19 protein-coding genes are annotated in these 26,102 nt (G+C 40.5%); 1 reads left to right on the top strand and 18 read right to left on the bottom strand.

All coding sequences use genetic code 11. The features are described from left to right. Positions 1-35: 35 nt before the first annotated feature. The 18 genes from PLE33_04070 to rpmF all read right to left on the bottom strand — a co-directional run bounded on the left by PLE33_04070 (position 36) and on the right by rpmF (position 19,932). Positions 36-1,205 carry a glycosyltransferase gene (locus PLE33_04070; protein ID HPS60421.1) on the bottom strand — a complete coding sequence of 390 codons (1,170 nt, stop codon included), beginning with the start codon at positions 1,203-1,205 and terminating at the stop codon, positions 36-38. Then, positions 1,202-2,476, bottom strand: coding sequence for a glycosyltransferase (locus PLE33_04065; protein HPS60420.1), 1,275 nt, complete (start codon positions 2,474-2,476; stop codon positions 1,202-1,204). Before PLE33_04065 ends, PLE33_04070 begins: the two co-directional genes overlap by 4 nt. Then, on the bottom strand, positions 2,473-3,225 hold the full coding sequence (locus tag PLE33_04060; protein ID HPS60419.1) for a class I SAM-dependent methyltransferase: 753 nt from the start codon (positions 3,223-3,225) through the stop codon (positions 2,473-2,475). The genes PLE33_04065 and PLE33_04060 overlap by 4 nt, the downstream gene beginning before the upstream one ends. Further along, entirely contained in the window at positions 3,222-4,685 is a 1,464-nt protein-coding gene (locus PLE33_04055) for an oligosaccharide flippase family protein (protein ID HPS60418.1), read from the bottom strand. Before PLE33_04055 ends, PLE33_04060 begins: the two co-directional genes overlap by 4 nt. Continuing rightward, positions 4,678-6,123 (bottom strand): family 10 glycosylhydrolase, encoded by a 1,446-nt coding sequence (locus PLE33_04050; protein HPS60417.1) that lies wholly within the window; start codon positions 6,121-6,123, stop codon positions 4,678-4,680. The genes PLE33_04055 and PLE33_04050 overlap by 8 nt, the downstream gene beginning before the upstream one ends. Continuing rightward, a complete protein-coding gene (gene xseA, locus PLE33_04045; GenBank protein ID HPS60416.1) occupies positions 6,120-7,460 on the bottom strand; it encodes an exodeoxyribonuclease VII large subunit in 1,341 nt (446 codons plus the stop codon). Before xseA ends, PLE33_04050 begins: the two co-directional genes overlap by 4 nt. A 150-nt stretch (positions 7,461-7,610) precedes the next feature. Then, complete coding sequence (locus tag PLE33_04040; protein HPS60415.1) at positions 7,611-8,186, bottom strand: nitroreductase family protein; 576 nt, start codon at positions 8,184-8,186, stop codon at positions 7,611-7,613. Between the two features lie 95 nt (positions 8,187-8,281). Further along, positions 8,282-10,279 carry a hypothetical protein gene (locus tag PLE33_04035; GenBank protein HPS60414.1) on the bottom strand — a complete coding sequence of 666 codons (1,998 nt, stop codon included), beginning with the start codon at positions 10,277-10,279 and terminating at the stop codon, positions 8,282-8,284. After that, complete coding sequence (locus tag PLE33_04030; GenBank protein HPS60413.1) at positions 10,279-11,529, bottom strand: hypothetical protein; 1,251 nt, start codon at positions 11,527-11,529, stop codon at positions 10,279-10,281. Before PLE33_04030 ends, PLE33_04035 begins: the two co-directional genes overlap by 1 nt. A gap of 1 nt (position 11,530) precedes the next feature. Beyond that, positions 11,531-13,042: a hypothetical protein gene (locus PLE33_04025; GenBank protein HPS60412.1), complete on the bottom strand. Its 1,512-nt coding sequence runs from the start codon at positions 13,040-13,042 to the stop codon at positions 11,531-11,533. Between the two features lie 175 nt (positions 13,043-13,217). After that, positions 13,218-13,985 (bottom strand): ribonuclease III, encoded by a 768-nt coding sequence (rnc, locus tag PLE33_04020; GenBank protein ID HPS60411.1) that lies wholly within the window; start codon positions 13,983-13,985, stop codon positions 13,218-13,220. 34 nt (positions 13,986-14,019) lie between these two features. Beyond that, positions 14,020-15,261, bottom strand: coding sequence for a beta-ketoacyl-ACP synthase II (gene fabF, locus PLE33_04015; GenBank protein HPS60410.1), 1,242 nt, complete (start codon positions 15,259-15,261; stop codon positions 14,020-14,022). 158 nt (positions 15,262-15,419) lie between these two features. Next, positions 15,420-15,656: an acyl carrier protein gene (locus PLE33_04010; protein HPS60409.1), complete on the bottom strand. Its 237-nt coding sequence runs from the start codon at positions 15,654-15,656 to the stop codon at positions 15,420-15,422. Positions 15,657-15,699: 43 nt separating this feature from the next. Then, on the bottom strand, positions 15,700-16,449 hold the full coding sequence (fabG, locus tag PLE33_04005) for a 3-oxoacyl-[acyl-carrier-protein] reductase (GenBank protein ID HPS60408.1): 750 nt from the start codon (positions 16,447-16,449) through the stop codon (positions 15,700-15,702). A 35-nt stretch (positions 16,450-16,484) separates the two neighbouring features. Beyond that, positions 16,485-17,417, bottom strand: a complete 933-nt coding sequence (fabD, locus tag PLE33_04000) for an ACP S-malonyltransferase (protein HPS60407.1) — start codon at positions 17,415-17,417, stop codon at positions 16,485-16,487. A gap of 343 nt (positions 17,418-17,760) precedes the next feature. Beyond that, on the bottom strand, positions 17,761-18,753 hold the full coding sequence (locus tag PLE33_03995) for a beta-ketoacyl-ACP synthase III (GenBank protein HPS60406.1): 993 nt from the start codon (positions 18,751-18,753) through the stop codon (positions 17,761-17,763). A 2-nt stretch (positions 18,754-18,755) separates the two neighbouring features. After that, positions 18,756-19,751, bottom strand: coding sequence for a phosphate acyltransferase PlsX (plsX, locus tag PLE33_03990; protein HPS60405.1), 996 nt, complete (start codon positions 19,749-19,751; stop codon positions 18,756-18,758). 1 nt (position 19,752) lies between these two features. Further along, the gene (gene rpmF, locus PLE33_03985) at positions 19,753-19,932 is read right to left on the bottom strand and encodes a 50S ribosomal protein L32 (GenBank protein HPS60404.1); all 180 of its coding nucleotides are present in this window, start codon (positions 19,930-19,932) and stop codon (positions 19,753-19,755) included. A gap of 1,027 nt (positions 19,933-20,959) precedes the next feature. Between rpmF and PLE33_03980 the strand changes: the two genes are divergently transcribed. After that, entirely contained in the window at positions 20,960-25,720 is a 4,761-nt protein-coding gene (locus PLE33_03980; GenBank protein HPS60403.1) for a S8 family serine peptidase, read from the top strand. The last annotated feature ends 382 nt before the right edge of the window (positions 25,721-26,102 follow it).

The following is a 26,102-nucleotide window of genomic DNA, read 5'->3' as shown; positions in this document are numbered from 1 at the left end:
TTTCTGGTTGATTATAGCCGGAGAGTAATAGCGGATTACTTTGGCAAAACTTTTTGATACACAGCGGTTATTTTATTGCAGATTACAGCCGGGGAATAGTTCTTAAGGCATATCTCTCTGATGCGTGCAGCAGAATATTTAGGCATATTTTCTTTCATTTTCAGCATTGCTTCTGCCATTAAAACCGGTTTTTGGGGAGGGATAAGAACGCCTGTTTCCGGAGTAACAATATCAATAGGACCACCGCAATCAGTTGCCAAAGTTGGTTTTCCGCAAGCCATTGCCTCCAAAAGAACTAAACTGAAGGATTCAATGTGGCTGGGCAGAATGTAACAATCGCACTTTTGATATTGTTCCAATGCCTGCCCAGGATTTAGTAAGCCCAAAAGATGAACCCGGTGTTCCAGATGCGAAGTAATTATCTTATGCCTGATTTTATGTTTTAAATAGCCATCACCGCCAATAAATAAATCGGCATCCAGTCCTTTTTGAACGGCAATGTCAAATGCTTCTACCAAATCCATAACTCCTTTGGCATAGGTTAAGCTGCTTAAAGAAAAGAAAGAAAAGCGTTTCCTCGGTTCCGTAAAGGAAGCTGGATGGTAAAATTCCGTGTCCACTAAATTGGGGATTACAATGCTTTGAACGGAACAGGAAGTAAGAATTTGGGACTGCAGAAATCTGCTTACAGCTAAAACAGCGGACGCATTGTGTAAAGGCAAGGTGATTTTTGGGGAGACATTATTCCCGATAATGTATTCCGGAAAAGGAAAAGGACCGCTATGTTCACTGATGATATAGGGTATTTTCCATTTTTCCGCTAAGCGAAAAGCAAGAAATCCTGCCGGGAAAGTTACATAACTATGAATAATATCAGGTTTAGGCAGTGACCATAATTTATTCACCAATGCTCTGATGTTGCCATAGAATAACCTGCCTGTCCAGGTGAGATGAGGAATTGAAACTTCCTGTAAGTTCGGTTTTATTAGCTGCGTAGCAGGTCTTGCTGTTAGATATCTTAAAATTTTAGTAATGGCGCTAAGGGGATGTCTTATTTGCAATTGATATTCGTTCTGACCCCAATTCAGGATTGTGTATTGGTAATTGCTGTTTTCTGATAGAGCTATTGCCTGGTCCAGAAAAAACTTACCTGCCAAAGGATTTTGCGGATAGGGATACCAGGAAGGGATAATTAAAACCTTCATTGCTCTAAGGAAGAAAAGACCTCTGCCAGCTTTGCGGTAAGTGCTTTGCGTTCAAATTGCCGGATATAATTCCAGTTGGGTTTCGTTTGCAGCTTATTTTCCTCCCAAAGCCGATAAAGGTTTCCTAAGGTTTCCTTTATAGAATGAATTGATGAGGACTCGGCAATAAAAGCTGTGTTTGCGTGCTTAAGGATATCTGCTGCTGCTCCTGAAGAATCTATTACAGCCAAAATCGGTTTTCCGCTGCGCAGATATTCAAAAACCTTTGCTGTAACGATTGCTCTTTGTGCTTCTCCGGAACCTAAATACAATAAAAGAACATCTGCAGTGCGAAGAATTTGAATGCTATTCCGATGATTGATATAACCGTGGAAATGGACAATTTGATTTAGTATAGGATCGGTTATATATTTTCCCAGCACGAATTTACGAAAGTTTCTGCCATAAATTTCCACGGCAATTTTCCGGGGGTTAAGACAACCTTCCTGAATTAACTCTAAAATTGCCTGCCAGAGAATAGCCGGTTGAAGTTCATCGTAAAAGCTGCCGGTGTAAATAATAGTAAATTTGACATTTCTTACAGGAGGAAATGAAACGGGGAAATCTTGCTCATCATAACCATTGGTGATACAGACAAATTTGTTTTTATCCAAATAGGGATAAAGATGCAAAAATTCCTCTATCATAATAGAGCTTACCCCGATAACTTGATCTGCCTGGGTTAATATTTCCTTTTCCCACCTGTTCTCTATGGAAGTAACCCAAGCAGGTGGTTTGAGATATTTTCTGCCAATACCGAAACTCCAGGGGTCTCTAAAATCCAGACAGACATTGACCTGATAATGCTTTTTCAAGTGTCGGGCTATAAAAATTAGAGAAAAAGGCGGAACTGAAACCATAACTTGGTTAATCTTATTAGCAGCCATAATTTTCTTTAGTTTAGGCAGAGCAAAAGGCAACCAAAGAATTTCTCCATCCGGAATAAAAATGCATCGTTGCAGGAAAGTGACTACTTTGTTCAGTTTCAAGCCCCAAAGCAGTTTATAAAACCAGTTTAGGTCTAAAGCGAAAGTGCGGTAAATTTTCGTGTTCCGGGGCAATTCGGAGAGAAGAGTATAATCCCTGGGCTGTTTTAAAAAACGGGAATCGGCACAAAGAATAATAGGTCTGAAACCGAATTCCGGTAAATATTTGGCAAACTTTAAAGCTCTTTGCACTCCGGAACCACCTGTGGGAGGAAAATGATAGAAAATTAAAAGCACATTCTTCATAGTTCTTGCTCTTTTCTGCAAAATAAACCCGTAAACCAATACGGACGCGGACGCTCCAATAACACATTCAGCAAGTTAATTCCTTTGGTGAGAAGGGATTTGTTTACTTCAAAATTATCCTGCTGACACCGGGAACACTTTAAACCGCTTCCGGGATTGAACCATTGCTTTAACCAGCGTTGTTTTATTTTAAGCAAAAGAGGAATAAAATCACGATTCCGAGGACCGAATACAGCTCTTTTTTTCAGATAAAATTCTGGAGCCAGATAGGACGCCAATGTTTCTTCTGAAAACGATTGCAAGTGCCCGTAAATGTGTTCAGTAAATCCACAATTGGCACAGCGGGAATAGTGTTTTTCCAGCTGTTCTTTATGGGGAACACTAATTATTATATATTTAGCGGCTACCCGTTTAAGTTCTTGAACGGCTTTTTGTAAGGCAGCGTTATCCAGGTGTTCCAAAACCTCGTTACAAATTACAGCATCAAAACTTTTGGCGGGGAAAGGAATTTCTGTAACTGAAGCTTGAACAACTGGACACTGCAAATACTTTAAAGCTGCGGGTGAAATATCTAAACCGGTAACTTGATATTTAGCAATAAGTTTGTTTGTGATTATGCCATTTCCGCAACCTGCATCCAGGATGGTTTTAACATCGGAAGGAAGAAAAGCAAGAAGTTTTACAATTCTTAAATCTGCTTGATGTTCAGAATCGTAATTTTCCCAGGTTGATTCAGCTAAGTAGTTCATTTTTTTAACCTCTTGAAAGTATCGGTATAAATCCCTTTTAACAGCTGAATGTCATAATCAAGAATAACACCTGTTTTTTTGCCTAAAAACAGATAAGCAATCATAAAAACGATACCTCCCGCAAGCATAAAAGGAAGGGTGCTTTTTCCCAGTTTTACTATCAGCACACAGAAAAAAGAACAGATAAGTGTTAATATGGCGGTTTTCGCTATTTTTCCCAATGGAAAAAAAGCCCTTAAATTCAGCTTTAAAACTTTGGCAATAAGAATAAGATAAATAATTACCGATAGCCAGGTGACAATAACCGTTGCAATTGCAGCACCTTGCATTCCGAAGTTAATTATAAAAAGATAGTTTAAAACAGCGTTGGCAATGAGCAGAAATAAAGAATTATACATAACAACGCGGGTTTTTCCAAATGCCTGAAACAGGATACCGTAAGTGGCAATGCGCAAAGGCAGTAAAAAGAGATAAATTCTAAAATAAATAGCGGATTCTGTATAGAGTTTGCCATAAACTAAAGTAATTGCCGGTTCCGCAAAAATGTAACACAAAGCCATTAAAGGGAATACTAAAATGGCGTTTTTACGCACTGCCCCACTATATAACACACCCATCTTTTCAGGATCGCTGGAGCTTAAATGAGGCAATAAAACTGAAGTTATGGAGTTGGATAAAATGCCTACAACAGGGAATTCAGTGGCTCCTATGGAAAAGACGGCATACTTTTCCGGAGTGAAAAAACCCGCAATCATCAATTTATCCAGCTGAATACTAAGCATTCCGATGATAGAAGATAAACCTAAAGGCAGAGAATAATTCATTATAGTTTTAAAGGAACTAAGATCAAAATAAGTTCCCTTGGCTCTAAATTTGGAGAGAGAAATTCGGGCATAGAGCCATTGTAAAAAAGCAGAACTAATTACTCCCCCGACAATAATTGTTAAATTCCTGGTAAGTAAGGCAGAACCTACAATTAGAATAAAATCTGCCGTTATAGAAAAAAAAGTAAAAGTAGCAGCTTTGAGAGGTTGTTTTAAGCCCAGCATTACATTGCTGAAAAATTGAGTTACAAAAAGAAAAACCGGATATAAAGCATAAATTATCAGCAGTTTTTCCAAGGCAGGATTATGGAAAAGATTCGCAATTACTCCCCTTAAAAAAAGCAGGCAGATAGCAAAAACCAAACCCAAAATGGATATGATATTCAAACAATGAGATATCAGGACATTTTGCTTTTCCCGGCTACCTGCCTTGGGTAAAAAATAGAGCATACTTTGCGGAATGCCCAAAAGCAGAAGAGTGGAAAAAATGGCATACACCAGGAAAAGTTGACGGTAACTGCCAAGCTCCGCAGGAGTTATTAAACGGGCTAAAGCAATTCCAATAATTGCTTTCACAGCCAAGCGGAAAAATTCCGTAGCGGAAAGAATGCCTGCCTGTTTGGGAAGTTCACTCATCGGGTGTTGTAAGTTCCACGGGGATAAGATATTGAAGGGATGTATCCGGTTGGTAAAGACGCACTGCATATCGTCCGGGTTGCAAATTTGCCGCTAATTGGGGATTGATGATATTTAGGATATCCATATTTTCCCCTTCCTGATAATAGCGATTGAAACAAAGCTGGAAATTACTATTGTAAAGTTCCCAATTCCAGAGCCCTTCTTCCGGAATTTGCAGTTGGATGATAATTTCGTTGTTTAAACGGGAAAGTTTGGCTTGGGCGGGATATTTTGTTTGGGTGGCTGGTAAATTTTCTGGAGCGGACACCTTGTTAAAAGGATAACTCTCTTTTTCCCGAAAGCTTAATTTTGCCAGTTGGGCAAAGGCGTTTCCTTTTTGCAAGCCCGAATAACTGAATAACGAGACCCCGGCGAAACCATAACTACGCGAGAGGTTAATCTTTTTCGCTATTTCCTGAATATTATAGGAATTCTTTTTAGAAACAGCAAGGGAACTGCCATTTCCATTCCAGGCGCGTAAACCGATTACGATTTGTTCATTCTTTCCCAGCAGGTTAATTTGTGCCAGTTGTTTCTGAAATTTAGCATATTGCACATCATAAGCCATGGGATAAACGCGATCAATAATACCTTGTTTTAGCCAGGATTGCCAGTCCTGAGCGTAATCTACATTTGCCTCGGCTACATCAGGAAAAACAGCGGCAGTTAATTGCAGGGAAGGGTTAATCTCTTTTAATTCCCGATAGGCATTTTCCACAAAAGCGGTTACTTGCATAATCCGCCATTCGTTAAAAGTTATTTCTGTTTTATTCTGGCAGTATTCATTATAGCGGGCAAGAGAAATAGGATGATAACCTAAGTTACTATCCGGATAGCGAATATAATCTAAATGAATACCATCCAGTTCAGGATAGCCGGCTGCCAGATTGCCTAAAACAGCTAACAGGTAATTTTGCACTTCCGGAATGCCGGGGTCTATAAAATAGCCGGACTGGTTATTGATATTCATTGGAGAACCGCTGGAATTGCAGGTAATCCAGTCCTTGTGGTTATTATAGAGATAATTCTGTTGAATCAGGTTCAGCTCGGTGGGGGTAGCATTAAAAACTACTACCCATGCCTGAACTGCCAAACCTTTGCTATGAGCTTTTTCCAGAAGACAGGCAAGAGGGTCAAAAGCGGTATCGGACAAAATATAACTCTTCGGTTCGGGATTAGGGAAAAGATAACTACCTTTAACAGTATCAAATAGGGCATCGGCACGGTAACGCACTTCCACTAAAAGTTCATTTTGATTGCAGGCATAAGCTGTTTCTACAACTTCATCAATTGCACCGGGCGAAACAATATCCCAAGGCATTACCCAAACGGAACGAATTTCGGCATTGGCATAGAGAGCAAGAAGGATAAACAGCAGAAAGAAAACTCTTTTCACTCTTTGTTCTCTACCTTAGTTACTGTGGTTTCGGCAATTCCATCGGCAAAATCCAGAGAAAGATGTTCCCCGGGGGCTACTTGTTTTACGGAACTAACTAATTTGCCGTCCCGGAAAGCTATAATCCAGCCCTTACTTTGCAGACGCTGAGGAGAAAGCTGCTCCAGTATTTCGTTTAAAGAATTCAAGCTGGTGGTTTTGAACTGTAACTGGTTCTTAACTTTATCCTCCAGTCGCTGTCCTGTGGAATTGCAAGCTGCCTTGGATTTGGTTAGGCAAAGTTCTATGCGGCTATTCAGGTGTTGCATAATACTGTTAGCTTTCATTTCAAAATGTTTCCGTTTTTCAGGAAGCTGTTTCAGGGCATTTTGTAAAGCCATATCTGCCATATCAAAACGCTGTTGGAAATTACGCCAAACGCGTTCCGGATGGTATTTTGCCAATTCCAGTTGCAGAGTAAAAAGGGGAGCGCTTTTGCGGGTATATCTATTTTGGGCAGATAAATCCAGCCGTTTTTTTAACGAAGCCAGCAGGTTCAGCAGGTCTTTTTTATCCGGAACGGCAAGTTCTGCTGCCGCGGAAGGAGTAGGGGCTCTTTTATCCGCTACAAAATCAATCAAAGTAAAATCAATTTCATGCCCTACTGCAGACATAACCGGAAGCGAGGAATCGTAAACAGCCCGGGCTAATGCTTCATCGTTAAAACAGAAAAGGTCTTCCTGAGAACCACCCCCTCGGGTTATTATAATGAAATCCACCTCCCGGTTTGCATTGAAATATTTTATTCCTTTAATAATTTGGGGAGGAGCATCAGCACCCTGAACCAAAGCCGGATAAACTATCAGTTCCACAGGATAGCGGCGTTTTATGATGTTTATTATATCCTGCAGTGCAGCACCCGTAGGAGAAGTGATAATTCCAATCCGGTCAGGATATTTAGGCAGGGGCTTTTTATGTTCTTGGGCAAAAAGACCTTCTTTTTCCAGTTTCTTTTTCAGCTGTTCAAATTTTTGCTGTAAGAAGCCCAAACCAGCTTCCTGCATCTTGAGCACATTCAGGTTATAATAACCGCCTTTTTCGTAAACAGTTAGCTTGCCGAAACAGATAACCTGCATCCCGTCTGCGGGCTGAAAAGTTAAAGAGGAATTCACTCCCTTGAAAAAAGTGCAGCGCAAAGTAGCATTTTCATCTTTCAGGTTGAAATATATATGACCGGAACTATGATGAATAAAGCTTGAAATTTCGCCGGTTACAAAAACCGGTTGCAGAGATGACTCAATCACCTGACGCACTTGTCGGGTTATTTCATAAACGCTATAGATTATTACATTTTCCATTTCAATGCCAAAATCTTAACATAACGCTATTTGTCAATTCTAACAATGTTTCGTAGTTCCAACTTCCTAAGGTGGCAATTAGATAGCAGGAACTGCCTAAAGTTAGTTTAATTGTCCTTGGCAAAGCGGATTTTGTTACCCCATTTAGCTTTAATAGTTGATAATCAATTCGCTGATTTTGCGTTTCGGAACATAATGAATGCCTTTTTCATCTCGCCAATATTCAATTTTTTCCGGCTCAGTAACATCTTGCACTACAATTGTTTCTGCGGGATAACCCAAAGCAATAACCAGCGCAATTTCCATCTCTTCCGGTAGGGCAAAGGCATTTTGAACTTTCTCTTTATCAACCGAGGCAAGCATACAGCCGCCAAAACCATATTCTACCGCGCTTAGAAGAATTGTCTGGGCTGCAATTCCGGTATCAATTGACACCATTTTCGGGCTGTTTACCGGAACTAAAATAATAATATAAGCTGCAGGTCTTTGTCCTGAAGCCGGTCCGTTCCAGTTTTGCAGATAACTTGCCCAATGCAGACAGGGAAAGATTAGATTACATTTCTCCTGCTCAGCAATGAGGAAATAGCGTAATTTCTGCAGGTTACCCGCGCTGGGAATGTATCTGGCAACCCGAATCAAGTCAATTAATTGCCCCCGGGAAATTCTTTTATCTTCGTGAAAACGACGATAACTTCTATTGCGATAAACAAGGTCGGAAATCATCATTCTTTCCTCCAATATAGTTTATATACCGTTTCCTGAGGGAAAAGCCAATCGTCATTCTGTCTTTGTCAGGAAGCGATATTTTCTTTTCTTCTTCTTTATAGCAAACCCCATCTTCTTCTAAAGAACAACTCTGTGCAGAAGGTTAAAATAAACAGTGATAGCACATACCACTTTTTATAGAGGGGAATTTCCTTGCGGGAAATTTGAGCCAGGGGTTTTGCCGGAACCGGCTGATAGGTATTCAGATTACTTTTGAACAGCAGTTTGCCCTCTGTCTCGTTTGCCAGCCAGGAGAGGAGGGATAAGTTATAGCCATAATCCCTTGTCTCTATTGAGGTTTCGGAAAGTTCAAATTTACCCTTAGTGCTTTTACCTGTTTCCTGGTCGGAAATTTCAAAGCTGTATGTTCCCGGTTCTGAAAGCTGAAGATTGATGGCATATTCATCACCTTCGCGTTTCAGGAAATCAGTATAGACCTCTTTATTGTTTTTATCCAGAATGCGAATGCGGGGATTTACATCCAGGCGACTTTGCCTGATTTCATCTTCACTACGCAGACGGATACGAATTTCCTCACCTTGAAAATAGCTGTTATTATAAATTGCATTATAAACCCCGGTGCTTTTATTACTGAGCCAGGTTAAACAATTACCGATAAGTTTTGTGTAGCCCTCTCCGCCACTTTGCATTTGCCAACGCCAAAGGTTTAATGTGGCAAAAGCCAGAGAGCGTGCGGTTCCTGATGTTTGCACAACGATGGCAGGAGAATTTTGGGGATTATTGATGGTTGCTAAAACCTCGCTGTTCTGTTTAGCTGTTACATAGTAATAATCCAGCGGGGGAATATCCTTGGCATTTAAGGTTAAGCTACTCAGCATAGGGTAGTTTGCAGAAGCAGGTGTAGGAACCAAAAAGCCCTGATAGCTGGTAGTGATATTGGATTTTTGAATCGGTAAAAGAGCATTTAGTTCATTCACCGGAAGCCCTTGATAAAGTATTCCTGTTCCCTTACCATAAGCATTTTGTAGAAAATTGGCTGTAGCGCTATCCAAATTCAGCATTCCATTATTGATGATAATTATGGCAGCCAGATTTTCGGGTTCAAGTTTATTAACTAATACCTCTCCGCTATAAAGATGCCCGTTTCTGTTAAGATAGCTTTCTGCAACCCAACGGCTATTTGTAGCAATAGCATCCAGAGTGAATTTATTATCCCAGGCAGGTTTATCGGAAATGAGCATAATTCTTTGTTTTTCTGCAAGCACTTCAATAGCTCCGGGATAGAGATTATTATTGATTTGGCTTTCATTGGGTAATGCTGCAACTTCCACTTTCCAAGGGAAAAACCCGATGCTGTTAAACTTGTGAGTAAAATCCACATTAGCAGTTATGCCTTTTTCCAGCTTCAAGCTTTGGCGTGAGATAATTTTATTTGCCATCAACAAACGGACTTCTGCAGGTCCGCTGTAATTTTGGGACGCTATTTCAGCCCGAATAGTATTGGACTCATTTCTATAGGCATAGCGATTGCTGCGCACATTAATGATTGTCAAATCGGGAGCAGGATTTTGAGTGCTATCTGCTAAAACATAGAAAGGACAACCCAATTGCTGAACTGCGGATAAGGATTCATCTCTCAACCAGCCATCTGTTGCCAGAACCACTCCTTCCACATTGGCTAACATTTTCTGTTTGCTCAGTTCTTTTAAGGCAGGAGCCAGTAAAGTGTTGTTATTATCGCCCTCCAAGCCATTGGCAAAGTGCTTATGCAAAACTTCATAACCGCTGGCGTTAAATTTCTTCTCCATTTGCTGCCAGAGAGGTTTCAGGTGTTGTGCCTTAGTAGAGGAATTATGCTTTAAATTCATACTTTGGGAGGTATCTTCCAGCACAATAATCCGGGGAGCCAGGTTTTTATGGCGAGTGTAGTATAAGATGGGACTTAAAAGTAACATCAGAAGCAAGGTAAGGGTAAAGAACCTGAGAATAAAAAGAACCCAACGCTGCTTGGCAGCAACTTCGGGATTAGTTCGGTAGTTTAGAAAACCGGATAGAGCAAGCGAAAACAGGACTATCAGAACATATTTCAGCATTAGATATGAACCTTCAGATAACTTCCTATGGAAATTCCTTTGGTTTTGTAACCCGGAATAAGATTCTTAACGCTTTGCCAGCCCAGACCGAATTCTACCTTTTTGCTGGAATAACCTAAGCCATAACTTATCCGCCAGGGATATTGACTGTTGCCAAAACCGAGACCAATATTTAGAGGCAGAAAATCCCAGGGCAGAAATTGAGCAGCTAAAGAAAATCTACCAATTCCGCTGGTGGCAATGGAAGTTTTAAAACCCTGAAGATAATCCAGGGAGAAATTTGCCCAAGGTATATTGTATAGAGCTCCCAAACGCAATTCCGGAGGTAGCTTGGTAGAATAAGAACCAATATCCGCGGTCTCATTCGTGTAATCATAAAAATCTTCTGAGATATTTGCTGCATAAACATCATTAGCAACCACTTGGATATTTGTTTCTTCCGTAGTAAATGCCCAGTTTATATTGCCGAAAAGGTTATCTAAAGTAAGCCCTACTTCCAGATTGGGAGTGATGTCGCTTGCCAAGCCCAGCATTGCTTTTTGCCCTAAACCGCCAATCCCTGTATGTAACACAATATCCTGTCGCAAATCCGCACCTTCCATTGAAGAACTGAAATAGCCGTTAAATTCTTCCATTTCAGCATTACCGGCTCCAATTAAAGCGCTTACAGCAAAACCGGCACGGATAGGAGGTATAGTTTTGGGAATATAGGGAAGAGTAAAATTCCCCATGGCAAAGGTGATATCAACATAAGCAAGACCTCCTGCATCCGTATTGCTTTTATTAAACACATAAAGAGTATCGGTATTACCATAGAGCAGAAGGTCAAGATACTTTTCGGAAAGAGCCAGTTTACCCGTTAAATGAAGAGAACTGGAGAGAGACATATTATCAAAAGCAAAACCGGCAATGCTGATATTGCCTTCTACAGCTGAACGCAGAGAGCCGTCAATCTTGTCCAGAATTTTCCGTTTGTCCATCTCATTCAAAGTATCTCTGCTAACTACATAGTTATAGGTATCCAAGTCCAGAGAATTATTATTGATGCATATTCCGAGGTTCGCTACAGGCACCCAGAAATCAATACCTTTTTTCTGTTGTAAATTGGCAGGATTCCAATAGGCAGCTTCTACGCCTTTTGCGCGTAGCATATAGCTATCGGCAAAAAAGATAGATTTTCCTGTATTAAAAGCGTTTAAAGCAGTCAGCAACAGCAAGGAGAAAAGGATTAACAAAGTTAATTTCTTCATTTTAATTCTCCTCTTCAATTAAAACAGTGGCATGCACCATTCCTTTAAGATGAATGTAATCGGCAGTGCTGGCATTAATAGTTACGGGAGTTCCTGTCTCATTAAAGCTGAAAGCAAAACGCATATAAACCTGCTCGGCGGTAAAAACATTCAGTTCGTTTTCATTCAGGGTCAAATCTACATTTTGGAAACCGGCATCCTCGTTCACGCTTTTAATCTCAGCTATTTTCATAAAGGCATAGCTGGCAGGATTTTGGGTATCTATATCAGGTGTATTGCTGAAGAATAATTTAGCTGCAGCACCGATAGGAAGTTTGTTTTGGATGTCTAAATTCAGGGCAACGCTTACAGCATTTTTTTGGATACGCTCACGGTTTTCTTCCGGAATATTGAATTCCTGTTCTTCCTTGATAACAATATCATAATTATGCAAAGTAATAATGAGGGGAGCATTGATAAAGTAATCCAGATGCATATAATCCGTAGGGCGTAAATGGCCGATATTATCTCCGCTGTTAATTAAAAAAGAGCCGTTGATTATCCTAATGCTTGTAGGCATAATTTGCAAGAGCTCATTAATATTGTGCTGAAAAGGAATATCCACTGTTACAGGTCCTGTTTCCGAGGAAGGTTCTATCTGGAAATTGTTTCCGTTTTCATCCAGGATATCAAGAATATAAATTTCTCCTTCGTCATTTATAGCTTCCAGCTGTCCTGAAAAAACCGAACCGAAACCTATATAGTTCGTTAAAGTAATTTGCAGCATAGCATTTTGCAGAGTAATAGCGTGATTCAGATTATACGGATATTCAATATTCACAATAGAGCCCGTATCTTCAAGCCCTATAGGATAATCCTGCAAAGTTCCTCTAAATTCACCAAATTCAATAGCATCCATAGCTTTAAAATCAAAAATGGCAGCTTGCACTCCTGCGGGTAATGCAGGTGAAACCTGAAGGGAGATATGTAATTCGTCAATCACCTGTGTGGCATTTGCTTCTCCCCAATGCAATCCTTCCAAATCAGTAGTTATCCAGTTACCGAAGTTGTCAGGATTTGCAGTTATTACCAGGTTCTGGTTATTTTCCCCGTAAAGATCATAAAAAGTAAGGGAAATCTGTTGAACATCGGGATTTAGATTGCGAAAACGACTTTGGAAAATGCCTTCTGCAATTTCTGCGTAAGCAACGCTTACTTTGCCGGCACTATCTTCAAAAGGAACGGTAAAATTTAGCTCGGAACCTAATATAGGAATTCCCTCCTCATCCACCATCGGGGAATAGGATAAATTTCCGAATTGATTTGTGTTTGCTTCTCCATTGGATACAAAGGTTAAGACCTCGTGTTCATCCGTTACCACATTAACGGAATCTACCAAATCGGACACATAGAACATATCGTTAATCAGAGGAATGTTCAAATCTACAGTCCAACTGGGCATTGTAGGTTTCTTTACCTCACAGGCGCTTAAGAGAATTAAGGTAATAATTGGGAGCAAGTAACATTTTTTCACAACCACCTCCTTTTTGGGGGTTACACTCTATATTCATTGCTTATAGATATAATAAACGGTTATTGTTCTATGGCAACTATTTTGGGTTGTTAGGATTCCTTTTGCCATAAGAGGATGCAAGCAAGAAATATAGCAGTTGAGGCAGGGAATGATGAGAGCATCAATAGGTGGGGGGTTAAATACCTAATTTTTGGCAAGCCATCCTGGCGGCTTCCTGATGAGCATTTTTCTTGGTGCCGCCTTTCCCCGTTCCTAAAAGTTTATTTCCCCAGCGCACTTCTACAACGAAGGTTTTATGGTGCTCAGGACCTTGTTCCGCAACAGTAACATAAGTAGGTGGAGGTTGATTTCTGCTTTGCATATATTCCTGCAGGATGCTTTTATAATTTATCAATTCTTCGCGGGTAACAGTTTCCTGGTAATTATCCAAAATATGATTGCGAATAAAACGGGTAGCTGTAGAAATACCGGAATCCAAATAAATGGCGCAAATCAGAGCTTCCATAGCATCCGAAAGAATAGAGGGTTTGGAAGCACCACCGGATTGTTGTTCTTCCGGGCTTAAAAGCAGATATTTTCCCAGGTCTATGGAATTAGCTTTTAGAGTGAGATAGGTTTCGGAGACAATTTTAGATTTCAGCTTGGAAAGCTTACCTTCCTGTTCATCGGGATGGCGGGTAAAAAGTTCCTTGCTAACTATGAAACCGAGTATAGAATCCCCCAAGAACTCCATCCGTTCAAAGGGAGAGGGGGTTTTATGGTCTTCAAAATGCCGATGTAAATATGATTTATGCGTAAGAGCAGCATACAGCAAAGTGAGGTCATTAAAATTATATTCAATCTTCTTCTGCAATTGCGAAAGCGATTTTTCCCACTTGGGATATTGTTCGGTAATCTTTTTTGCAGAGAAATACTCCACGATACGAGAGATCATAGATTTCATCTGTTTCTCCATCGTTATGAAAAATCAGCTCTCGTTAAAGGTAACGCTTAATGATTATCGCAGAATTATGACCTCCAAAACCTAATGAATTAGAAAGAGTAATATTCACATTCTGTTTAATTGCCTTCAGGGGAGTGTAATCCAAATCACAATCCGGATCGGGATGAGTTAAATTTATGGTAGGGTGTATGATACCTGTTTCAATGGTTTTTATGCAAACGATTGCTTCAATTCCTGCAGCAGCACCTAACATATGACCTACCATACTCTTGGTAGAATTTATTTTCACTTTATAAGCATAATCACCGAACACATTTTTAATGGAACGCGTCTCGCCCTTATCATTTAAGGGAGTGGAAGTGCCATGAGCATTGATATAATCAATATCTTCAGGGGTTAATCCGGCATCCTGAATAGCCATTTTGATAGCTCGCGAGCTACCTTCTCCATCTTCGGTAGGGGCAGTAATATGATAAGCATCTTCAGAAGCACCATAGCCAACTAATTCGGCATAGATTTTTGCTCCTCTGGCTTTTGCATGTTCCAGTTCTTCCAAAACAAGAATGGCTGCGCCTTCGCTCATAACAAAACCGTCCCGTTCTGCATCAAAAGGACGGGATGCTTTCTGGGGTTCGTCATTTCTGGTAGAAAGAGCACGCATAGCAGAAAAACCACCAACTGCCAAAGGTGTAACGGCAGCTTCAGTTCCGCCGCTAAGAATAATATCGGCATCGCCATATTGGATAGACCTTAAAGCGGTTCCTAAAGCATGATTGGCACTGGCACAAGCGCTCATCACATTAAAATTTATTCCCTTAAAGTTATTCTCAATGCTGATATGGGCAGCGGCAATGTTGCCAATCATTTTGGGAATAAAGAAAGGACTGATGCGACGCGGACCTTGGGTGTAGTTCTTGATGCATTCTTCTTCAAAAGTAAGAATGCCTCCAATTCCGGCACCGGTAATAACACCGGTTCTATCAGGATTAAAAGCACCGGGAGTTAAACCTGCATCAGCTATTGCTTCCCGGGCAGCAATCATCGCAAATTGAGTATATAAATCAAGCTTTTTCACTTCTTTATGGTCAAAATGCTCTTCAGGATCGTAATTTTTTACTTCCGCAGCAATCTTAACCGCTATATTACTGGCATCAAAACCACCAATTAAATCCACTCCGGAAACGCCGTTAATAAGTGATTGCCAGGTTTGAGCAACATTATGGCCAACGGGAGTGATAGCTCCCAAACCGGTTATAACAACTCTTCGCTTATTCATAAAGACCTCATTTCTGGTATTTCAAAAAATCCTTCCTGCAGGAACTCCTCTTCGGTTAGCAAAAGATAGCAAGAGAGGATAAATTCCCGCAAAGCGTGGATACAATCCTGATTTTGATTTCACAATCAGGATTGTTCCACATTAGAGGAAAGGGTATATTATCCCAGTTTTTCCTTCAAGTAATCAATTGCCTGACCAACAGTGCGAAGTTTATCCTGATCTTCATCCGGGATGGTAAGACCGAATTCTTCTTCAAATGCCATAACCAGTTCAACTGTATCCAATGAATCGGCGCGCAGGTCTTCTATGAAGTTTGCGGAAGGAATAACCTGAGATTCTTCAACTCCCAGTTTATCCACTACTATTTGTTTTACTTTGGCTTCAATATCCATTATTCCTCCTATGTTATTGAAGTATTTTCTTTTTTTGGGTTTATTATCAATGCATAGTTAAACCACCGTCAACGGCGATGGTTTGACCCGTTATATAATTTCCGGCTTCAGATGCCAGAAAGAGACATACATTGGCTACATCTTGCGGTAAGCCCATTTTTTGTAACGGAATGGCTTTAGCATATTCAGTTCGGGTTTCGGGGCTTAAGGTTGCGGTCATTTCCGTTTCTATAAAACCAGGAGCTACAGCATTAACCCGAATATTACGACTGCCAAATTCCTTGGCGCAGCTTTTAGTGAAGGCAATCAGTCCGCCCTTGGAAGCAGCATAATTTGCCTGACCGCTATTTCCTGTAATGCCGATCACACTGGCTATATTGATAATACAGCCATAGCGGTTGCGCATCATATATTTGAAGACCTTCTGGGTACACAGAAAACTGCCTTTCAGGTTTATATCCATCACCATTTGCCAGTCCTCTTCTTTCATTCGGATTAGCAAATTATCACGCGTAATGCCGGCATTATTAATCAAGCAATCTATGTTTCCCAATTTATTAACTACATCACTGAAGATATTTTCCATACCTGCAGAATCCGTAACATTGCCGGTATAACCAAAAGCTTCAAAGCTATTTTCTTTCAATTCGTTCACGGCTTTTTCTACGGCATCAGAAGCAATATCAATAATTACTACTTTAGCTTTAGCTGCAGCAAAAGAACGGGCTATGGAAAAACCTATTCCGCGAGCTGCACCTGTAATCACTATAACTTTCTCTGAAAAATCCCAGTTCATTATTTCCCCGTAAGTATAATTCTTATTTTTCTCAACTAACCTATTATAGACACAACTGCTTCAATGTCGTCAAATCTGTCAATGGAAAAAACTTCCACCTCTTTGTTGATGTTTTTAATCATACCGCTTAAAACCTTTTGCGGACCGAATTCTATAAAGCGTTGAACACCCTGGTTAATCATATATTCTACACTTTGTACCCATAAAACAGGGGAAACGATTTGCCGGGCAAGCAGTTCTCTTTCTTCCTGTCCATTTATTACCGGCAGAGCGGTCACATTGGAAATAACAGGTATTTTTCCGTTCTTGAAATCTACTTTTTCCATTTCTGCCTGCAGCCAATCCTTGGCTTTGGCAATTAGAGGAGTGTGAAAAGGACCGCCAACTACCAAAGGGATTACTCTTTTAGCTCCTTTTGCTTTGGCAATTTCACCTGCTTTTTGAACTCCTTCTGCAGTTCCTGAAATTACGGTCTGAATTGGAGTATTGAAGTTCACGGCTCTTACCAAACCGGTGTTTTCCGCTTCAGCACAGATTTCTATTACCAGTTTTGGCTCCAAACCGATTACGGCGCTCATCGCAAAAGGGATACCGGCATTGGCTTTAATCATAAATTCGCCTCTTTTATGCACCAGATGTAAGGCATCCGGTAAAGAGATCATTTCTGAGGCAACGAGGGCACTAAATTCTCCTAAAGAATGACCTGCCACAAAATCCGGCTGCACTTTACTTTTGCTTTGAAAGCCAGATAGGGCTGCAAGAGAATGAAAAAGAATAGCGGGTTGAGTATAGCTGGTTTGTTTCAGTGTTTCTTCCGGTCCGTTAGTCATCACTTCAGCCAGGTTCAAATTGTGAACTTGGTCAAAGTTATCCAGAACCGCTTTCAGGGCAGGGTCTTTTTGCCTAAAGTCATTAGCCATCCCAATATATTGAGAGCCCTGGCCGGGAAAAACAAAAGCTGTTTTCATTATTTACCTCTTGTGTATTTGGAGCTTGCTGAAGCTCCACAATTTATGCTTGCGGAGGAACGATGTCCTCCGAAATCAATAATAAAGTTACTGGTTGACCGGGAGGTCAACCCTTCCGATTTTTGGTTGACCGGGAGGTCAACCCTCCGAGTTTTTGGTTGACCGGGAGGTCAACCTTCCGAGTTTTTGGTTGACCGGGAGGTCAACGCTCCGGGATTTTGGTTGACCGGGAGGTCAACCTTCCGAGTTTTGGTTGACCGGGAGGTCAACCCTTCCGATTTTTGGTTGACCGGGAGGTCAACCTTCCGAGTTTTTGGTTGGCCGGGAGGTCAAACCTCCAAGGTTAATATCTGGCTAAAACGCTTCCCCAGGTTAATCCTGCTCCGAAGGAAGTTAGTAATATTATATCACCTCTGCGGATTATCTGATTGCGAATGGCTTCATCAATTGCAATCGGAATTGTTGCCGAAGAAGTGTTTCCGTATTTTTCAATATTCACGATAACCTTGCTCATCGGCACTTTCATTTTGGCAGCCAAACCCTCAATAATGCGTAAATTTGCCTGATGGGGTATAATCCAATCCACATCCACAGGAGTAAGATTATTGCGTCTTAGCAGTTCATCCGACGAAGCATACATACATCTGATGGCATTTTTAAAAATCCGATTACCTTCCATATAAACAGTATGCAGGTTTTTATCCACTGTTTCATGGCTGGCAGGCATTCTGGAGCCACCGGCATATTGAATTAAATATTCACCCTGGCTGCCGTCAGCGTTAATTTTGGTGTCTATAATTCGCGAAATCTCGCTGGGTTCAGCCCTGCTTACAATTGCAGCTCCAGCGCCATCTCCAAAAAGAACACAAGTATTACGGTCTTTCCAGTTGGTAATTTTAGTAAGAATTTCCACTCCTATAACCAGGATATTTTGGCGTAAACCGTTTTCCACATATTGACGAGCCACATCCAAAGCATAGATAAAACCGGTGCAACCGGCAGAAATATCAAAAGCGGGGATATCTTTCAGACCCAATTTTTTTTGGAGAATGCAGGCAGTAGAAGGAAAAGGATGGTCTCCTGAAATGGTAGCTACGATTATTTGATCAATATCTTTGTATTTAACTGAGGAACTTTCTATCGCCCTGGTTGCTGCCTGATAGGCAAAATCGCTGGCTGCTTCATTTTCGGAAGCAATATGTCTTTCAAACATACCTGTGCGGGTTCTAATCCATTCATCGCTGGTATCCACAATCTTTTCCAAATCAAAGTTATTGAGGATTTTTGCAGGAACGGAGCTACCAAAAGAAGATAATTTAGAATGATAATTTGCCATAATTAAGACCTCTCAAAATAGTCCCGGGCATTCGTTACAAAGCCGGATTTGGCAATTAATGCAGCAAAGCGGATAGCATTTTTCATCGCTTTGGCATTACTGCGACCATGCGCCACTACGGAAATGCCGTTTAAACCGACAAGTAATGCGCCACCATATTCTGTATGATCCAGTTTATTTTTTATATAGGTATAAACAGGATAGGAAAGGAGAGAGCCAAGCTTGGCTATCCAATCCTTATTGATCTGTTCTTTCAAAATTTCAAAGATAGAAAACCCCACGCCCTCTATTGTTTTTAGCACAATATTGCCGACAAAACCATCGCAAACAACAACATCGGTAATGCCTTTGATGATGTCCTTACCCTCTATATTGCCGATAAAATTAAGCTCTTGTTCCTGGCTTAGTAATTTGTATGCCTGCTTGGTGATAGCATTTCCTTTGGCACTTTCTTCTCCTATATTCAGCAGGGAAATTCGGGGCTGCTTTTTTTGAAAGAAATACTTGTAATACATACTTCCCAAATTGGCAAATTGCACTAAATTTTCTGCTGTGCAATCTACATTAGCGCCCATATCCAAAAGAATTTGATGCCCTGTTTCGGTAGGAAAAACAACCGCAATTGCAGGACGCAGAACATTTTTTATTCTTCCGTAAACCAACAGGGAGGCAGACATTACAGCACCAGTGTTACCTGCACTTACAGCAGCATCTGCAAACCCCTGTTTATGTAATTCAATTGTTTTCACCAAAGAAGAATCCTTTTTAGAACGCACTGCTGAAGCGGCGCTATCATCCATCTCTATTCGTTGCGTGGCATTAACGACACTGATTCTGTTCCGGGGATAAAAAAATTTCTCCAGTTCGTGGTTAATTTTATCTTCTTCGCCAACCAGGATAACTTCATTGCAAAGGTCTTCTTTTATAGCCAGGACTGCGCCTTCAATTTCCGGAAACGGTGCTAAATCCGTTCCGAAAGCATCTACGGCAATACGCACCTTACTCCTTAACTGCTAAAATCTGCTTACCGTCATAAGTGCCGCATTTTTCACAAATATGATGTGGCAATTTGGGTTCTCCGCATTTTTTGCAAGAGTTAAAACTGGGAGGGGTTAACACCTTATGTGTTCTGCGTTTATCTCTCCTGCTTTTGGAGGTTCGTCTTTTCGGGACTGCCATTTTATTTCTCCTTGAAGTAAATATTTTTCTAAAGCAAGGCACAAGTGTGAAATTATTTTTAGAGGTGGAACTAATCCTTCTATGAAAACTATCCCTTGTGCTTTTTCATCATCTATGAACTAAAGTTGAAAAGGACATTTTTTGTCAATCAAAATCTCTGTTTTGGGGCTGAAAGAGATTTTATACCTTGATTTTAGGAGGAAAAGATGGTGTAAAAAAAAGTTTCATTTCCGGGGTAGCCGAAGGATGATTAAAATGACAAGAATTTCTTTTTTCCGGGAAAGTTGACCTCCCGGTCAACTATAATAAAAGACCAGGATGTCGTTTCTCCTGAAAAGTTGACCTCCTGATTAACTAAAATGAACCAAAAGAACATCGTTTTTCCGGGAAAGTTGACCTCCCAGTCAACTAAGATAAAAGACAAGGATGTCGTTTCTCCAGGGGAAAAAGCGGAGCTACAACTATCATAGTTTGTAACAAGTTTTTACCTGATAATTGCCAAAGATGATTTTGAATGCTGTTTGCTAATTTCTTTAATGATTCTTTAATGATTCTCTAACGATTCCTTAACGGCGCTAAGGAATCGTTAAAGAATCTTCAGACCGATATTAGAGATTGGACTAAGAAACAAATATTGATAGAAAGTATCTCATTTTTTGAATGAAGTTTCTCTTTTTATCCCGGAAAAAGCAGAAATTCGGGATAGTTTTAACATAATCTGGTGTTATCTATAAGGAAATCGTATTCACTTCCGATAAGGCAGTAAAAATAAATAATAATACTGAATGGCAATTAAGATGCCGAATGTGGCTTGGGTCTGAACTGAAAACATAGTTTTTTAGAGACAGGAAAGGGTTTTGCAGTAAATTTAAATGTGCCGTCCCGATTTTCCTGATTGCCTTATATGCTTTTAACCGATACCGGCAAGGGATTTATCTTATACAAAACTAATTGCTTGGAATGAATATTGCATTATTTTATAGGTATTATGAAAAGAATTGCTGTCCTTCTATTCTGTCTGTTTTTGGTGTGCCAGATTTATGCAATAGCCCTGCAAAATGCTCCAAAACAACAGCCGCTCTACAGTGCCGACCTGGTGAAAATAAAACTTAGCCAGGATGCGGTTAATCGCTCCCAATTACCAATTAATGCTTATGAGACAAAAGAAAAGACCTATTTTAACGAACTTGATCAATTATTTACCGGCGTAGGCATAAAGTCCATTACGCGTGCCTATATAGATGCCAAAGACAAAGAATGGGTTCGGAGAAACGGTTTTGACCGCTGGTTTGTAGTTCATTCAGATGGAACTAAAAGCGTGGAAGAAATTATTGCCATCCTAAAAAGCAATCACTATATAGAAGAAGCGATTCCGGAGTATTATGCTTATTTGCATATTGCTCCCGATGATTTTTATTTTGAGAATAATTGGGGTCACAATAATACTGCGCAGCTACCTGTTTATGCAAATGGTTCTCATAGCGGACCCGGGGTCGGAGTTATCGGTTTTGATAGCGATGCTATCGCTGCCTGGGACGAAGTAGATTATTTTGGTGATCCGAATATTATTATCGGAATTGTGGATACGGGTGTAGATATTGATCATCCTGATTTGCGTTTGGTGGCAGGTTATGATTTTGGGGATAACGATAATAATCCGGATGATAATAGTATGGATCCCGGGCATGGAACAGGGACTTCGGGAATTGCTGCTGGCATTGCTAATAATGTAATTGGGGTTTCCGGAATTGCAGGCGGGTGTAGTGTGATGCCTCTAAAAGTATCTAATAGCAGTGGAGATCTTTTATTTTCCTATGTTACTAATGCTATCATTTATGCGGCAGACCACGATGTAGATGTAATCAGTATGAGTTTTGGCTCCTATGCAATGAATGTTGGTGATGATCCTGCTGCCGATAGTGCTTTTAGTTATGCTTATAATAACGGAGTTGTGCTCTTTGCCAGTTCAGGAAATTCTGATAATTCTGCTATGGGTTATCCGGCAAAACATCCTGATGTAATAGCTGTTGGAGCTGCCAGTCCTTCCGGAGAAAGAAAAAATCCCAATTCTTCTGATGGCGAATATTGGTGGGGTTCCTCCTATGGAATGAATCTTCAAGATGGTGCAGGAGCAATTGATATTATGGCTCCTACTATTCTTCCCACAACCGATATCCAAAGTTATGGCGGTTTCTCTTATGGTGATTACTTTCAGTGGTTCAATGGAACTTCCTGTTCTTGTCCTTATGCAGCAGGAGTTGCGGCTCTAATTCTTTCGGTAAATCCTAATCTTACTCCTGCTGAAGTAAGAAATATAATTATTTCCACTGCCACAGATATGACGATAGATGCAATTGTAGGTTGGGATTGTTTTACCGGTTACGGAATGGTTAATGCCTATCAGGCATTATTGGAAGCCAATCCTTATAGCCCTCATTGCCACATTGTTTATCCTATCAATAATACCGGTTTTGTAATCAATTCGCTGATCCCGGTGCAGGTTGAGGCAACTGATTTGGATGATAGAAGCATAGCGGAAGTTCGTTTCTACCTTGATAACAATCCTGATTATGTTTTTTCCGATGCTACAATGCCTTATGAATGGACTTGGGATACTGCAGAAACAACTTTAGGGATGCATACAATCAAAGCAGTAGTTGTTGATAATGACGGAAATCAGCGTCAGCATCAAATAGTTACATCTATTGTTTCTCCCGCCGATGAGGGTTTTGAGACAGGCGATTTTTCGTCATTATTTTGGCAAAACAATAGCCCCAACCCCTGGTCTGTACAAGATGATGTTTATTTTGAGGGTGCTTTCTCTGCTCGCAGTGGAAATGTGGATAATGGTGATATCACTGAATTGAAACTGAAAATATATATTACGCAGCCGGGAAATATAAATTTTTACAGGAAGCTATCTACTAAAAGTGAATTTAGTTACCTGCGCTTTTACCTTGATGATAACCTTGCAGTTCAATGGACAGGAAAAAGAGATTGGGATCTTGTTTCCTACCCTGTAGAGCCAGGTTTGCACACTCTGGCTTGGGTATATTATCAATATCAGGGTAGTGATGAATTTGAAAACTGCGCTTGGATAGACCATTTGACAATGCCTGAATATGAAACCTACTTTTGGCCTCCCCGCGATTTGACAGCTGCAGGGGGAAATGGCTTTGTCCTTGTTTACTGGAAAGTTCCGGAAGCGGGAATTCCTGTCGGTTATAATATTTACCGCAACGATGTTTTGCTTACTACAATTACCGGAACCAGATATACAGATACAGAAGTTACCGCGGGGGTTTCCTATCAATATAGAATTACAGCCGTTTATGACGATGGAGAATCAGAAACTACTACAGAGCAAATTGCCACTCCGTTAACGGAAGATGTTTTAATAGCAGTTATTGGTTCGGGAACAGGGGTAACAAGTTCCGCTGAGGGATGTCCCGTAAATAATTTCCGGAAAAGTTTGCACGGTCAGATGATATATCAGGCACGAGAGCTGAATTTGCAGGGTATTTTCGGTCCCATTTTTATTTCCCGATTGGGCTTTAATATTGTTTCGTCTCCTGTTTATCCGCTTCCCGCTTTCCAAATTAGAATGGCTCATACTGCTGAAGAAAATGTTTCTGCGTGGCAAGGTGAAGAGAACTTAATTACTTATTATAAAACAGATAATTACACACCTGATACAGGTGGTTTTGATCAGCTTACTTTGGATACTCCTTTTCTCTGGAACGGGATAGATAATATTTTGATAGATACTGCCTTCAGTCCTGCCAGTGCTGTTTCCCCTTCCGGAACTGTAAGTTATACAGAAATTCCTCAGGGCTATCGTTATGTTCGGGATAATCTTGCAGACCAAAGCGATGTTTTTATTGGAGGCACGGTTACTGTTTACAGACCTAACTTGAAAATATCTACTCTCAATGCTCCCGCTATTGAGGTTAACGCTACGAACCTTTCCTTTGGTAATGTTCTTGTGGGCTATGGAACAGAAAGACCTCTTACGATTACTAACACTGGAACCTCTCTTCTAACAGGAGAAATAACTGTTCCCACGGGTTTTTTGATTATCTTTAAAGGACAGAAACAAAACACCGTTCATTTCTCTATTCCTGCTGATAACAGCACTGTTTTCACTGTTGTATTTTGTCCATTTGAGGCAGGAGATTATAACGGGAATTTAATTATTACTCATAATGCCGATAGTGAAAACAAGATTATAACTCTGAATGCAATTTCGCTGCCTGCACAAACTGCACCTTTTATTGCCGGTTTTGAAACAGACAGCTGTTTATGGACTGTTGCCAATGAAAATCAGACCAATAAATGGATACAGGGTTCGGCAACGGCTCAAGCTGGAAATGGATGTATTTATATCAGCAGTGATGAAGGTATCAGCAATACATACAACACTAATGCTGCTTCCCTTAGTTATCTTTACAGGGATATTTTCCTTCCGGAAGGAACCGAAAATTGCAAATTACGCTTTTCCTGGAAAGCAAGAGGAGAAGGAACTGAAACCTGTTTTGACTTTTTAAATGTTTATTGTGTTATGCCCAATATAGTTCCCGTAGCAGGAACTTTTTTAAATATTGGACAATTGAGCTCTCCTCTGAATCATTCCAATAACTGGAAAGAAGCCGAATTTGATATTCCGTATTTCATTTCCGGCAGTGCTGTAAGAATCATTTTTGCCTGGAAAAACGATGCTACAGGTGGAGAACAACCTCCCGCGGCAATTGATAATGTTCGTGTTGCCCTCAATGATTATACGGATTATGCTTATGTTTACAATGGCTTTGCTTTTGTGCATCTACCGGCTGTAACTGATACTTTGGGCAATACTTATCACCCGGAACTTACTTTGGAAGGAATTGCTGCAGAAGATGATTGTCTAACCGTTACTTCAGGTTTTGCTTCGTTAAATGAACCCTTTTCCGATGCAGGAATGGATTTCTCTCTTAGCGGAGTGAATTTTAGCGGCGCAGAAATAACTATTTTCCATAATTTGGGTTACAAACCCTATTATTTGGCTTATAAAATTGATGCGCGAGGGCAGTGGATAATCCAGGCAGCAGAAACAAACTGGACTGATGAATACGCATATTTTACCCTGCCGGAATCATATTTAACTGCTAACCAGATAGCTTTCTGCTTTCCTCGTCAAAATAATGTTTTACCTCCTTACTTAAATAGTTTTACCCCAACCCTGAACGATAAAAATAAGGTTGTTCTTTCCTGGGTAAGCAGTGTGGAAACAGGAATATCGGCTTTTCAGATTTGGCGGGGAGATAACAGTAACCTTTCTGCTGCATTAGCAATTAGCGATTTGATACCCTTTAATCCTTTTCCTGCAAATAACTATAGCTATACAGATAGCACTACCGTAGCCCGCACTCGCTATTATTACTGGCTGAAAGTGATTAATATAGACGCTACGGAAAGCTTTTGGGGTGCCGTATCCATTATAACAGCCAATGATCCACCTCCCCTTCCTCCGCCGGAAACAGCTCTATTAGGGGTTTTTCCCAATCCTTTTAATCCCGGCACGAAAATTCACTATGCCCTGAACCAATCCGGAACCGTGGTATTTAAAATTTATAACGCTAAAGGTCAATTAGTGAGCAGCTTTGCGGAAACCCATACATTACCCGGAACTTATACTCTTGAGTTCTCAGGTAATGACCATAATGGCAGGGAATTAGCCAGCGGATTATACTTCTGCTCTATGCAGTTTAAGGGTAAAAACTATGTCCGTAAAATGGTGAAAACAAAGTAACAGAATAAGGACTGAAGATAATAACCAGAAAAAGCAAAATCCCTGTTCTGCAATTGATGTGAAAGATAGTGACACCTTCCTTCCTTGCCATAGATAATATACATTTCATATTGAGAAAACATAAAAGGAAAAATAAGGTTTAGAGGGTTGAGATACCTGAAAGCCCCTTAGGGCGAGATCGGATGGTTGACCTCCTGGTCAACTTCTTCTTGTGCTTGAACGACGAGGATTTCGTTCTTCCTGAACAAAAAGCCCCTTAGGGCGAGATCGGATGGTTGACCTCCTGGTCAACCTCTTCTTGTGCTTGAACGACGAGGATTTCGTTCTTCCTGAACAAAAAGCCCCTAAGGGCGAGATCGGATGGTTGACCTCCTGGTCAACC

Origin of the sequence: Candidatus Cloacimonas sp. (assembly GCA_035403355.1) — a bacterium.
In the GTDB taxonomy this organism is placed as follows: Bacteria; Cloacimonadota; Cloacimonadia; order Cloacimonadales; family Cloacimonadaceae; genus Cloacimonas.
Note: the sequence above shows the minus strand (reverse complement) of the source record. Positions and strands in the feature narration are given on the sequence as shown.

Excerpts from the sequence above, each read along its gene's own strand:
- PLE33_04055 (HPS60418.1), bottom strand. The coding sequence starts at position 4,685 with ATGAGTGAACTTCCCAAACAGGCAGGCATTCTTTCCGCTACGGAATTT.
- PLE33_04065 (HPS60420.1), bottom strand. The coding sequence starts at position 2,476 with ATGAAGAATGTGCTTTTAATTTTCTATCATTTTCCTCCCACAGGTGGT.
- xseA (HPS60416.1), bottom strand. The coding sequence starts at position 7,460 with ATGGAAAATGTAATAATCTATAGCGTTTATGAAATAACCCGACAAGTG.
- rnc (HPS60411.1), bottom strand. The coding sequence starts at position 13,985 with ATGAAATCTATGATCTCTCGTATCGTGGAGTATTTCTCTGCAAAAAAG.
- PLE33_03995 (HPS60406.1), bottom strand. The coding sequence starts at position 18,753 with ATGGCAAATTATCATTCTAAATTATCTTCTTTTGGTAGCTCCGTTCCT.
- fabF (HPS60410.1), bottom strand. The coding sequence starts at position 15,261 with ATGAATAAGCGAAGAGTTGTTATAACCGGTTTGGGAGCTATCACTCCC.
- PLE33_04060 (HPS60419.1), bottom strand. The coding sequence starts at position 3,225 with ATGAACTACTTAGCTGAATCAACCTGGGAAAATTACGATTCTGAACAT.
- fabG (HPS60408.1), bottom strand. The coding sequence starts at position 16,449 with ATGAACTGGGATTTTTCAGAGAAAGTTATAGTGATTACAGGTGCAGCT.
- PLE33_04035 (HPS60414.1), bottom strand. The coding sequence starts at position 10,279 with ATGCTGAAATATGTTCTGATAGTCCTGTTTTCGCTTGCTCTATCCGGT.
- fabD (HPS60407.1), bottom strand. The coding sequence starts at position 17,417 with ATGAAAACAGCTTTTGTTTTTCCCGGCCAGGGCTCTCAATATATTGGG.
- rpmF (HPS60404.1), bottom strand. The coding sequence starts at position 19,932 with ATGGCAGTCCCGAAAAGACGAACCTCCAAAAGCAGGAGAGATAAACGC.
- PLE33_04040 (HPS60415.1), bottom strand. The coding sequence starts at position 8,186 with ATGATGATTTCCGACCTTGTTTATCGCAATAGAAGTTATCGTCGTTTT.
- PLE33_04030 (HPS60413.1), bottom strand. The coding sequence starts at position 11,529 with ATGAAGAAATTAACTTTGTTAATCCTTTTCTCCTTGCTGTTGCTGACT.
- PLE33_04070 (HPS60421.1), bottom strand. The coding sequence starts at position 1,205 with ATGAAGGTTTTAATTATCCCTTCCTGGTATCCCTATCCGCAAAATCCT.